Genomic DNA, 11,450 nt, shown 5'->3' with positions numbered 1-11,450 from the left:
GGACGCAACGGCGGACTCGCCGGAAACAGCCGCCCGGAGGACTCGCAAGCAATAGTCGCCCCGGAGGACTTGTACGTGCTGTGAGCCTCGCAGAAGGAAAGCGTCAGCGTCATGCAGTGATCGAGCAGCGGGCGTTCTGATGCCAGCGCTCACGCCGCGCCGCCGGAACAGGACTGCTCGCGAGATCGCGGCGGAGGTGGGCCTCTCCGAACGGACTGTCGTCCGGATGGTCGCCGAACCGCGAGTCGGCTACGAGCGACGGGCCAGGAAGCGTCGCGCTACGGCTGTGAGGTTGCGCCTCCAAGGGCTGACCTACCGCGAGATCGCTGAGCAGGCCAACATCAACCCTGGCAGTGTCGGTCAACTCCTGATGCAAGCTCGGCGCAACGGCGAATGGGCCGCCGCTGTGGAATGCCACCGCGGCAGTCACGCAGAGTGAGATTTCGGGGGATGTCCCGAAACGCCCCCCAAGCCGGGGCAAGCCGGGACAGCCGGGACACCTCACCTATTTCCGCAGGTCATGAGGGGATTTTCGGTGTCCCGGCTTGAGGGGGTGTCCCGGCTCAAGCCGGGACACCCCCTGAGTCCTTCCCCGCGTGGGCCGTAGTCGGCCCACGGTGCCTCCGGATCGGCTCGGAGTTGCTGGAGCAACCGCATCGTCGGCAGGGCGTGTTCGTCGCCGAAGGCGGTGTGGCAGTCGGCGAGGAGTCGGATGCGTTCGGATCGGTCGTCGCCGGTGTCCTCTTGCTGGAGGTCGAGGATGGCTTGGCGGGCGCGGTCGGGCCAGTGGCCTCCGGCGTGGTCGGCGATGGCGATGAGTGGTTCCCAGGTGTCTGCGGCGCGGTCTTCGACGGGCATGGCCGGTTCGGCTGCTTCGAGTGCGGTGAGGTCGTCGCGGAGCCATGCGTGGAGGCGTTCAGCGAGCCGTTGAAGCTTCGGGCGGTCGCGCCGGTGTCGATACGGTGCGACGGTCTCTCCGGGTGCTCTGCGGCGCATCTGGACGACGACGGCGCGGTCTTCGACGGTGTCGGGCATGCGTCCGATCCCGGCCAGGGCGGCCATCGCGAACGTCGAGATGGACTCGACCCGGTTTTTGGTGAGGTCGTAGCGCTTCGCGGGCCGGTTGCGTTGGTGTCCGGCGTTGAGGAGTCCGCGGAGGTCTTCGTGGCCGGTGGCGGCGGGTCCGAAGATGGTGTCGGCTTCGTCGACGAGCATGGTGGGTGGGTCGGCGGTGATGGAGCGGTAGACCGCTGCGGGGGTGGCGTTGACGGTGATGAACGGTTGGTGGCAGGCGCCTTCGACGACGTCGAGGAGGCGGGATTTGCCGCAGCGCTTCTCCGGCGCCCGCACGACCAGCCGTGGGGCGTGCGCCCAGGCCGGTTGGGCGTGGGTCGCGGCGATCCACAGCACCACGCCGACCACGGCGGCGTCCGAGGGCAGGGCGACGTAGCGGCGCAGGGCGGTCTCCAGGTCGTCGAGAATCGCAGCACCGTCGGTGCCGGGAACCGTGCTGCCGGACGGCTCGTCGGTCGGGGTGAAGGTGCCGGATCGGGAACCTTCGGTCTGACCTGCGGGAACCTGGTCGTCGGGGGTGCTCACGTGGTCCTCCTGGTGCTCGATGCGGCGGTTGCGGTGGTTGGGTGCGGGTGGTGGCGCCAGATGCGTCCGGTGATGTCGTCCTCGACCGGGTGCGGCACGAACTCGTTGCTCGGCCGGTAGGTGCGGAGTTCGGCGGCGGGATGGCCGTCCGGGTAGCGGGCGGCGGCGGTCTGCATGGCGGCCAGGTCGGCCCGCCAGTACCAGCGCCCGCGCCACGGCCCATCGACCAGGACGGCCAGCTCTCGGCCGTCGGCGACCTGGACCGCCAGCCGCGACATCCGGGACGGCCGGTGTGTGGCTGGAAGGTGCTGCCGCGTCGCTTCCGGTCCTCGCCCGCCCTGGGGGCGGGCTGCGGTCCGGGTCGACTTGCCCACGGCCCATAGGGCGTTGTCTGCGGTGGTGGTCATGCCGCTGGCCTGGCCGTGCGGGTGGCCCAGTCGGTCGGGTCGCCGTGGGGCGGGTAGCGGCGGCGCATGAGTTCGGCCCAGGACGGCTGCCGGGCGAGTCCGGCAGCGGTGTAGGCGACCGAGACCTGCGTGCTGGCGTCGCGGAGCGCGGTCAAGTGGGCGTGGCGCAGGTCGGCGACCTCGACCCCGACCCGTGCGGCGACCAGCAGCGGCGCGGTCGGCTGCGCCCTCCCGAGCACTGCGGCGAGGACGGCCGGGTCGAGGTGCCCGATCACCTCCAGGGCCTCGGCACGATCCGCCTCGCCCAGGCGCGGGACCGGGACGGTCAGGGCTCGGGGGACGGCTGGTTCAGGTGTTGCCGGTAGTTCAGGAACAGGCATGACCTCTCCTGCAAATCGGTGACTGTGTGTGACCATGCGTGGGTGTGTGGAAGCGTGGGGTGAGGCATCCGTGTGGGGTGCCTGTCCCGTGTTTTCGCTGGTTTTCGTGGGGGTGCGGGGGTTGCCTCACCCCGCCTCACTCCTCACCCCGCAGCCGATCACTGCTGGTGATGCGGGGTGGGGTGGAGGGTGAGGGTGGGGTGAGGGTCGGGGTGGACGTTCACCCCGTCTGCGGGTGCCTCACCCCACCCTCACCCCATCACTGTCAGTCCAGTTCGTTACTGTGGGTGACAGATTCGGTGTTGTCGGCGCTGTTCTCGGTGTCGAGGAGTCGGTCGGTCTGGATGGTGAGCAGGTCGGTGAGCCGGACGACCGGGTAGCCCTTGATGGATGCGGCGGGGACGCCGGTGTCGGTGAGCCAGGCGGCGAGGGTTTTGGCTTCCCAGGTGCCGTAGGTGGGCAGGTCGTGGTCGTGGAGGCGGGCGAGGAGGTCGGAGCGTTTGAGGTGGCGTGCGCCGTCCATGACCGTGATCACGGCGGGCAGGTGATCAACCTCCGGGACGTCCTCCCTGCTCTTGGTGGCGCTGGCGCCCCGGGTGGCGCGGAGGGTCTTCGCCTGCTGGGCGAGTTCGGCGGCGTGGTCGCCGCTGATGTAGTGGGTGCGCAGGATCGTCGAGGATTCCCCGGCGGGCAGGTTCATCCCGGCGCCGTTGCAGACCAGGACGCCTTTGTCGATGCCTTGGCGGAGCCGCTGCGGTGCGGCACCTGCGTCGACGGCGGTGTCGCCGAGTGCCATGCGGGCCTGGGCTTCAGTACCGACGACGAGGGAGGCGCGGATGTGGGCGCCTTCGCGGACGAGTTTGGGCAGGTTCTGGTCGGTCGGGTCCTGGGTGCCTTGCCACAGGGTGACGTTGACGGCGCGGCCCTGGTTGTGCAGGCGGCGGGCAGCGGTGAAGTACCGCGAGCGGGCTTTCGTCCCGCCGTAGGGGTTGCCGTCGGCATCCAGGGCAGGACACATGAATGCCTGTTGGGCTTCGTCGACGATGACGAACAGCGGGTGGAACCCGGACCCGGGTCGTCGGGCCAGATCGCGGGTGACCCCGTCGGGGAACCGGTCGCGGTCGAGAGCGGTCAGACGCCGCTGCATCTCGGCCACAGCGGTCTCAAGCAGGACGGTGGCGGCGATGACGTGCTCATCAGCCGGACCCTCGACCAGCTCGGTGGCCAGGCCGTCGAACATGTGCCAGTCCCCGATGCCTTTGAGATCGGCGATCCAGAACTCGGTGGTCGGGTCGAAGGCCGCCCACAGAGCGAGGGCGCGCAGGGCCGCGGTTTTGCCCTGGTTGGACAGGCCGGTGATCAGCAGATGGTGCTGCTTGAGCGAGATCGAGCACTGGTCGCCGCGCAGGTTTTGGCCCCAGGGTGCTCGGCCGGTGTAGATGTCGGCGCGGATGCCGTCGGGGTCGAGGGCCATCGGTGATGGGCCGATGGGCTCGTCGAGTGCGCCGGGGTCGGCGATCCAGAGCCGCACGGTGCGCCGGGCGGGGATGGTGATGAACAGTTCGTGTTCGTGGCGGTCGAGGTTCTCCGCGAGCCGACGCCGCCGGGCCTGGATGTCGGTGGTAGTCACCCCGGAAGGCAGCCGGATGTCGACCTCGACGCCGTGCCCGGCGATCCGGATCGGGGACAGCATCGCCCCACCCGCATCCTCGCAGCGTTTGATCGCCCTGGTCAGGGTGGGGATACCGAGGTCGCGGAGCGCGATGACCGTCTTCGACGGCGTCACCGTCTCATCGAGGCGGCGTTGCCCGACCGGGGCGACCCACGCCGGAACCTCCGTCCGTGCCCGGCCGAGTGCCCACAGCCCGAGCACCGCCCCACCGAGAGCGAGTGTTCCGAGCAGGGAGGCGTAGACGGTCACGAACGTGACGGTCCAGGCGACCGCGTCGATCACTGCGGTGATGGGGGCGATGACCAGGGAGATGTCTTTCGCGGCGATGGCGAGGACGACGCCGAGGCCGAGGAGTATCCCGAGCGCGATCAGCGCGCCGACACCGGCAGCACGCGCCCAGGCGAGAGGGGCGTTGATCCAGTCCATGACCCGGCCATGGCGCCGCTGTTTTTCGGCGGTGTCGCGGGCCTCCCATTCCAGGAGCCGGTCCTGGTCCCCGGCGATCTCAGCGGCCCGCATCTGCCGCTCGTAGCGGGTGGTGCCGTGGGTGTCGCGCCAGCGCTGGATGAGGACTCCGGCGCCGGAGAACACGAACCACGTGTTCCTGACCAGGGCTTTCGCGCTGGTGACGGTGGCCGGGTGGGTGGCGACGGTGACGGCATGCCGTTGTGCCGTCACGAGGTCGTGGCGGTAGAGGTCGCGCCGCGACACCAGCTCCGTCCCCGGGGTCGAGGTGCTGTCTGCCTGCGGTCCGCAGGTCTGGTCGACGATCTCGCCCTCGATCACCACCGAGGACTCGGCGCCGGTGTCGGTGTGGTGGTTGTCGGGCCGGTGGTGCAGGGTGATGACCGGCGCCAGCTCGTCCCCTGATGACGCGTGGTGGGCTGGGCTGGCGCCGCCCACCTCGTCGCGGCCGGTCTGGGCGTCACGGCTGTCGTGGTCGTCGTGGTGGCTCATCGCGAGCCTCCGGTCGCGTCACGGAACTGATCGCGGAGTTGGCGGGCGCGGGCGGCCGAGCAGCGCAGTGTCCGGCGGATGGACTCGGCCGACCTGGGGTCGACCCGACTGTCGTCGACCGCTGCGCGGAGCAGCTCGCGAAGATCATCCAGAGTGCGCGGGGCCGCCCCGGTTTCAAGATCATGGTCGGGGTCGACTCCCAGGGTCGACGATGATCTTGGGTGGGTCGACTGTCGCAGGTCAGCCCTCGACTCCCCACCCGGCTCCTCTGGTGTGCGGTCGAGGACGGCGACACCGCCCCCATGATCATCGTCGCCCTCGGAGTCGACCCCGGAGTCGAGGCAGTCGAGGGCCGGGTCGGCCTCGTAGTCGAGGTCGTCGGTGAGCCGCGAGCCGCCGCATCCCGCGCCCTCGACGAGGGCGGCTAGTGCCCAGTCCCAGTCCCAGTCGTCGGCGCGGCCCCTGCCGACCGGCGCGGCCGGTGTGACAGGTCGTTCCGGGGCGGTGGTCGCGGCCAGGGTGCGGCGGTGGACCTGGAAGACGCCGGGTCGGTAGACCAGCTCCGCAGTCCCGTCCGCGGCGATGACCGCTGCCGCGTCTCCGATGGCGAGGCGCCGAGCGCGGTCGGTCTTCGCCTCCACCAACGCCGCGAGTCTCGCGGTGCGGCGTTCGGTCCAGGAGCGGGGCGCCCCGGCCAAGGTGAGCTGGTGCGCGGCGACACCGGCGATGGACACGACCGCCATCACCACGGCGGCTGTCCAGCCCTGGTGGAGGCCGTGGAGCAGGTTCATCCCGGCCGCGACCAGGGAGAACAGCACCACCCCGGCCTGCAACCCGACGACCGGCCGGTCCGGGTGCTGGTGTCGGGAGGCGGTGATGGCGAGGGCGAAGGCCCACATGCCGAGTTCGGTGATCCCGGCCAGGAGGACGCCGAGCGGGCCGTAGATGGTGGTGCCGTAGGCGGCCATCGCTGGTGCGGCCAGGGCGAAGGACAGCAGCGCGATCGGATAGATCAGCAACTCGACGGCATGGGTGGATGCCCAGGTCAGAGCCTTGGCCCGGGCGGCGGCCCGGACAGATGCGCGGGATCGTCGCTGCTCGTCCCGGCGCCGCTCAGCGCTCTCGCGGTCGGCTCGGTCGCGGTCGCGGCGGGCGTCCTGTTCGGCGATTCGCCGCTGCGCGGCAGCGTCAGCGGCTTCCCGGGCGAGGCGGGCGTCCAGAGCGCGGGTCTCCCGGCGTTCCGCCGCCCGGCTCGCAGCCCACGAGGTCGAAGAGGAAGACGTGGTGGTCATGCTCCGGCCCTCCCCTCGTCCTGCTGACCAGCCGAAACCCGCTCAGAAGGCGACTCGGCGGCCTCTGAGACGACCTCTGTCAGGGCCATCTCGGCTCGGGCGGTCGAGGCCGGGACGGTCCGGCGGGAGCGCCGCAGGCGCAGCTCGGCGGCGATCCACCACCCGGCGGCGAAGCCCAGCGGCCCGGCGAACCACCAGGTCACGAACACGGTCGCGGCCCCCAGGGCGGCGATGACGGCGATCTCGACGGCCCGCTCCCGGACCGCCCCAGCGACACAGCGAAGCAGCGCGTTCATGCCGCTTCACCACCGGTGACAGCCGAGTGACCAGCGGAAACAGCCGCATGGCGACGTGCCGGGAGCACGAACAGACGTGTCTCGACGTCACCATCTAGAGGCCCACTGGGCCCGTCGAGGTCGGTGAGGAGGTCGCCGTAGAGACGGTCGATGACCCGCTCGGTCAGACCATCCGGACACCACGAAAAGCCCAGCTCAGCGCCGGGATCAGGATCACCGTCGGGGGAGTCTGGAAGAAAAGTTCCACCCACCGGTGGATGCGTGCAGACGCCAAGGGCAGCATGGCCCATAGCCGATCACCTGTCCTCACAGGTCGTTCGGTTAGGTCGCCGCCCCGGCCTTTAGAACCGGGGTGGTGACCGCAACCCCGCCGGGCTGGCAGGCTCGCTCCTCAAGCAAGACACGCCCCCGCCCGGCCTGTCAAGCACCAATCTCGACCGGCCTGCCCGGCGCTCGCCCACACCCCACATTGGTCACGAAACGTGATGGCAGGACGCAGGGGGCCGCCTGATCGCTATTTCCCCTGGTCAGGCTGCATCTAAGGCGATCGTCTGCGCGCTTGGACGCGTGGCCCGTTGAGGGGGTGTCCCGGCTCAAGCCGGGACACCCCCTCAAGCCGGGACACCGAAAATCCCCTCATGACCTGCGGAAATAGGTGAGGTGTCCCGGCTGTCCCGGCTTGCCCCGGCTTGGGGGTCGTTTCGGGACATCCCCCGGAATCTCACTCTGCGTGACGAGTCGGGGGCTGGGGCAGCGAGCGGCGGGGGTCACGGTTTTCGGTGGTGCGTGGTTGCGTTTCCGGCGCTATAGATTGCGGCGCTCTGCAGGTGTTGCTGAGGGCTCCCCTGCCGCCTCTTCTGCCGCTTGTGGTGCCGGAGGGCTGGGCGTTGTCAGAGCTACGAATGAGTGCTCTTTTGCGCTAGGGCGGGTGGCGCCGGGCACGGTATTGACGCGACTGGTTGTGCGGTTTCAAAGGTGCCGCAGGATGGTTTTAGCATCTGCTTGCACGGTGTTGTGGTGCGTGCAGGAGCCCCCGCATCCGCCCGATGCGCGATCCGGCGGATGTGGGGGTTGTCGCGTTATCGTTGAGGTCGCGTGTCCTCGGTACTGTCGGCCCGACAGGTGGCCCAGTAACTCCCGAGAGGGGTTTTGTTACTCCCGAGAGAGCCCAAGATCGTTTTCGGGGGCGTCTTCTGGACTTGCCCCGGGGCGCTCTCAGGTAGGTCATCGTTGTGACCTGCTGTTGTGTGGGTGGTGGAGTGAGTCCCGCTGGGTCGGGCTGGCGCCCGACACCTCAACCACCCCGCTTCGCTGACGGCCGGTCGAGGTGTCGGGCGCCAGCCCGACCCAGCGGTGGGTGGTCGCGGAGCGGCCTTGATCGTCAGTACGTAGTTCCATGCTTTGAAAAAGGCAGAGGTGAAGGTCAACTGACTGCGGGAGGGTGGGCGGTTTGAGCTGATTTGGGCGTATCTGTCCGTAGTAGCGGAGTGTGTTCGTCTAATTGCTTCTGGTAGTGGTTCTTGACCAACGGGAGGGGGCGTGGTCACATGCGGTCATGTGCACGAAGAGGTTCGCATCCGTGTCCCGCACTGTGGGGACTGTGTTGGTTATGGCTGTTGCAATGGGTTCAGGCAGCGGAATCGCCGCTGCGGACACTCCGCGTCCCACCAGCGCTCCAGCGGTAATCAGCCAGACCGCCACGCCCACATTCAGCTTCAACAAGGTGAACGACTCCACCGGAGTTCTAACCCTTAGTGGCGCAAAGTTCGTCACAGACGGAACCCACACCTCCATCGTCGACGACTACGGCAAGACTCTTGAAGTCCTCCCCGCACGAATCGCCCAAGACGGAAATATCACCACTTTCACATACACTCTAGACGGCGACCACAAAGCTACCGTGCGCAGCGCAACAAGCCACAACCATCAGGTCAACGAGTACGTCAACTGGGCAAAGTGCACCATCGGAACCGCCGGCGGAGTTATCACCGGCGGACTTATCGGGGCTGGCATCGGCGGCGCATCGGGCTCTGCTATTCCAGTAGCCGGAACCGCCGCAGGCGCCATCGGTGGCGCTGCTATTGGAGCCACTGGCGGAGGGGCCACCGCCGCTGCAGCTAACTGCTTCCCCTGATCCCTCACTCAGTCAATCGGGATACTAAAATATGAAAAAAACTCCAGGATGGGCGCCAATCCTCGTCTTCGCTGGCGCCGGGGTATCGGTCTTTACTGATCTAATAATTGGAGTTCCACTCAACCGGGCCCTAGTGTCGCCCCTATTTTTGTTCGGATTTATCGCAGGACTCATCATTCTAGGTATCTATATTTTTCAGCAGAAGCGGCACCGCACATAAAAAAATCGCCTGATAGCCGCAGTCTCACCCTCCAATCCCAGGGATCTGGCATCATCGGTAGATGATCTTGTGGTGAGCCGTGCCGAGCGGCGCAGCTACGGCGCTCGGCACGGCACTGGGACGGGGCGTGGGCAAGTTGATCCGGACCGGAGCCCGCCCCCTGGGGCGGGTGAGGACCGGAAGCGGCGCGGCAGCCCGTGGTTGTTCGGCTCAGCGCAGCGACCCCGCACCAGCGGGGACCTTCTTTGCGACACCCACTTAGCCGGGCTAAGTGGCTAGCTTGGGTCCGCCGCAGGCGGGGCCGTGGCCATCCTCCGGGGCGTCGCGTCCGGGAGCGAAGCGTTCGCGCGGGACCGGCACCCGGCCCGGTGATCATCAGTGATGCATAGGTGTGGTGGCTGTTGATCTTGGTTGGTGGTGTCGAGCTCGTTGTAGGCGAGCGCTGTCGGCCTGGCGGGCCTCTTCGGTGGCGGATCGCCACCGAAGATCAACAGCCACCAGACCTATGCATCATCTGATGATCTTGGGCGGTGGGCTCCGGTCCGGGGCTTGGTCGTGGCGTCGGGGCGCCGGTTCACCGCGCAGCCGCGCATCAAGATGTGCGTTTTCCTCAGGAAAACGCGGGTGGGCGCCCCCGGCGGTGCTGCTGCTACTGCGGCGGCGGTGGGTGCCTTGCCGCTGGTGTGCGGTCGGAGGCCGGGTGGGGTGACACGCCCGTCTGACCTGGGGGTACGCGACAGACGGGCCTGTGACCTGGAAGTGTGCAAGTCAGTCAGCAGCAGCAACAACCAAGTCAGAGTTTCGGGTGAGCGCAAGCGAGCCCGCCCCCCTCCGGCCGCGTCAGCGGCCGGAGACAACACAGGGCGAAGCTCAATGCCCCAGACCGGCACCGCGCCCCTGTCGGCGGTGGTGAGGAGTTCCCCCGGATGACCGGCTCTGACCTGTGGGTTCCCCCAGGCGCTGCCTCGGGCGCGATCCTGGATGCCTCTCCCCGGGGCTCTGAGAGCCTCTGTGAGCCCCCGTTGGAGGGCCCGGGCTACCTAGTCGGGGGGCTGCCGTTTGAGGCGGCTACGGCGATCTGGGGGCGTATGTGGAGGTCGCGGTACCCACTCGCCGCCGACGAGTTCGACGACGGGGTGTGGCGGCAGTCGAGGGAGGTGGCGATGACCCGGATGCATGTCGAGCTGAACCCGAAGACCCTGTGGGGGATGATCGGTGTCGACGGGGACCAGGCCGACACCGTCCTGCGAGCGTTGTCGTGCATCGACCACCACCCGGTGCCGAACGTGATCATCGAGAACCCCGTGAACGGACACGCTCACTGCATCTGGTGCGTGAAAGTCCCGATCAAGGTCACCAACTACGGGTCCCGCCGATCGTTGCGTTACGGGCTGTCGATCGAGCACGGATTGCAGACCGCGATCGGTGGGGACCGGAATTACACCGGACGGCTCGTCAAAAATCCGTTCCACCCCCGGTGGCTCACCCACTGGATGCACGACAAGCCCGCCACGTTGACCACCCTCGGCGGGATCCTCGGCGAAGCCGGACACATGCCCGGCCGCGGCTGGCACGCCCAGCGGCGGCGTGAACCCGTCGGCTGCTCCCGCAACGAAACCCTCTTCCACATGGTCCGCCGCTTCGCCTACCGCGAAATGCGCCACCACTGGGGCGACACCGAGGGCTATCGCGCCGCTGTCGCCAAACACGTCGTGATCCTCAACGCCGACTTCCCGGTGCCCCTCGGCGAGAACGAACTCGGCCACATCTCGAAGTCCATCTCCGACTGGACCATCAACTACTCCCGCATGTGGAACGACGGCCCCGCCGCCTACGACGCCGCATTCTCCGCCATCCAAGCCGCACGCGGCAGGAAAGGATCAGGACGCAACGGCGGACTCGCCGGAAACAGCCGACCCGGAGGACTCGCAAGCAATAGTCGCCCCGGAGGACTTGTACGTGCTGTGAGCCTCGCAGAAGGAAAGCGTCAGCGTCATGCAGTGATCGAGCAGCGGGCGTTCTGATGCCAGCGCTCACGCCGCGCCGCCGGAACAGGACTGCTCGCGAGATCGCGGCGGAGGTGGGCCTCTCCGAACGGACTGTCGTCCGGATGGTCGCCGAACCGCGAGTCGGCTACGAGCGACGGGCCAGGAAGCGTCGCGCTACGGCTGTGAGGTTGCGCCTCCAAGGGCTGACCTACCGCGAGATCGCTGAGCAGGCCAACATCAACCCTGGCAGTGTCGGTCAACTCCTGATGCAAGCTCGGCGCAACGGCGAATGGGCCGCCGCTGTGGAATGCCACCGCGGCAGTCACGCAGAGTGAGATTTCGGGGGATGTCCCGAAACGCCCCCCAAGCCGGGGCAAGCCGGGACAGCCGGGACACCTCACCTATTTCCGCAGGTCATGAGGGGATTTTCGGTGTCCCGGCTTGAGGGGGTGTCCCGGCTCAAGCCGGGACACCCCCTCAACGAACGACACGCTCAGTCGGTCCG

General features: G+C 68.1%; 10 protein-coding genes. 4 read left to right on the top strand and 6 right to left on the bottom strand.

Annotated elements, in window-relative coordinates:
• The first annotated feature begins 139 nt into the window (after nt 1-139).
• Entirely contained in the window at nt 140-439 is a 300-nt protein-coding gene (locus tag KPL59_RS37660) for a sigma factor-like helix-turn-helix DNA-binding protein (RefSeq protein ID WP_374111625.1), read from the top strand.
• A gap of 62 nt (nt 440-501) precedes the next feature.
• On the opposite strand, the gene KPL59_RS13325 is transcribed toward KPL59_RS37660, so the two are convergent.
• From KPL59_RS13325 to KPL59_RS13300, 6 genes are all read right to left on the bottom strand, one after another.
• Nucleotides 502-1,599, bottom strand: a complete 1,098-nt coding sequence (locus KPL59_RS13325; protein ID WP_226360966.1) for a DUF3631 domain-containing protein — start codon at nt 1,597-1,599, stop codon at nt 502-504.
• A complete protein-coding gene (locus KPL59_RS13320; protein WP_226360959.1) occupies nt 1,596-1,877 on the bottom strand; it encodes a hypothetical protein in 282 nt (93 codons plus the stop codon). The genes KPL59_RS13325 and KPL59_RS13320 overlap by 4 nt, the downstream gene beginning before the upstream one ends.
• Nucleotides 1,878-2,002: 125 nt before the next feature.
• Nucleotides 2,003-2,386: a hypothetical protein gene (locus KPL59_RS13315; protein ID WP_226351891.1), complete on the bottom strand. Its 384-nt coding sequence runs from the start codon at nt 2,384-2,386 to the stop codon at nt 2,003-2,005.
• 265 nt (nt 2,387-2,651) lie between these two features.
• Entirely contained in the window at nt 2,652-5,015 is a 2,364-nt protein-coding gene (locus KPL59_RS13310; RefSeq protein WP_226360960.1) for an ATP-binding protein, read from the bottom strand.
• Nucleotides 5,012-6,307, bottom strand: coding sequence for a hypothetical protein (locus KPL59_RS13305; RefSeq protein ID WP_226360961.1), 1,296 nt, complete (start codon nt 6,305-6,307; stop codon nt 5,012-5,014). Before KPL59_RS13305 ends, KPL59_RS13310 begins: the two co-directional genes overlap by 4 nt.
• Nucleotides 6,304-6,603, bottom strand: coding sequence for a hypothetical protein (locus KPL59_RS13300; protein WP_226360916.1), 300 nt, complete (start codon nt 6,601-6,603; stop codon nt 6,304-6,306). The genes KPL59_RS13305 and KPL59_RS13300 overlap by 4 nt, the downstream gene beginning before the upstream one ends.
• 1,723 nt (nt 6,604-8,326) lie before the next feature.
• On the opposite strand from KPL59_RS13300, the gene KPL59_RS13295 reads away from it, so the two are divergent.
• From KPL59_RS13295 to KPL59_RS37655, 3 genes are all read left to right on the top strand, one after another.
• Nucleotides 8,327-8,737, top strand: a complete 411-nt coding sequence (locus KPL59_RS13295; protein ID WP_226360965.1) for a hypothetical protein — start codon at nt 8,327-8,329, stop codon at nt 8,735-8,737.
• A gap of 1,146 nt (nt 8,738-9,883) precedes the next feature.
• A complete protein-coding gene (locus KPL59_RS13290) occupies nt 9,884-10,981 on the top strand; it encodes a replication initiation protein (protein WP_308187878.1) in 1,098 nt (365 codons plus the stop codon).
• The gene (locus KPL59_RS37655) at nt 10,981-11,280 is read left to right on the top strand and encodes a sigma factor-like helix-turn-helix DNA-binding protein (RefSeq protein WP_374111625.1); all 300 of its coding nucleotides are present in this window, start codon (nt 10,981-10,983) and stop codon (nt 11,278-11,280) included. Before KPL59_RS13290 ends, KPL59_RS37655 begins: the two co-directional genes overlap by 1 nt.
• Nucleotides 11,281-11,450: the final 170 nt, after the last annotated feature.

The sequence above is a fragment of the Pseudonocardia sp. ICBG1142 genome (genome assembly GCF_020496255.1).
GTDB lineage: Bacteria > Actinomycetota > Actinomycetes > Mycobacteriales > Pseudonocardiaceae > Pseudonocardia.
Note: the sequence above shows the minus strand (reverse complement) of the source record. Positions and strands in the feature narration are given on the sequence as shown.

Coding starts and splice junctions, on each gene's coding strand:
- KPL59_RS13290 (WP_308187878.1), top strand. CDS start 9,884: ATGACCGGCTCTGACCTGTGGGTTCCCCCAGGCGCTGCCTCGGGCGCG.
- KPL59_RS37660 (WP_374111625.1), top strand. CDS start 140: ATGCCAGCGCTCACGCCGCGCCGCCGGAACAGGACTGCTCGCGAGATC.
- KPL59_RS13310 (WP_226360960.1), bottom strand. CDS start 5,015: ATGAGCCACCACGACGACCACGACAGCCGTGACGCCCAGACCGGCCGC.
- KPL59_RS13315 (WP_226351891.1), bottom strand. CDS start 2,386: ATGCCTGTTCCTGAACTACCGGCAACACCTGAACCAGCCGTCCCCCGA.
- KPL59_RS37655 (WP_374111625.1), top strand. CDS start 10,981: ATGCCAGCGCTCACGCCGCGCCGCCGGAACAGGACTGCTCGCGAGATC.
- KPL59_RS13320 (WP_226360959.1), bottom strand. CDS start 1,877: ATGTCGCGGCTGGCGGTCCAGGTCGCCGACGGCCGAGAGCTGGCCGTC.
- KPL59_RS13300 (WP_226360916.1), bottom strand. CDS start 6,603: ATGAACGCGCTGCTTCGCTGTGTCGCTGGGGCGGTCCGGGAGCGGGCC.
- KPL59_RS13305 (WP_226360961.1), bottom strand. CDS start 6,307: ATGACCACCACGTCTTCCTCTTCGACCTCGTGGGCTGCGAGCCGGGCG.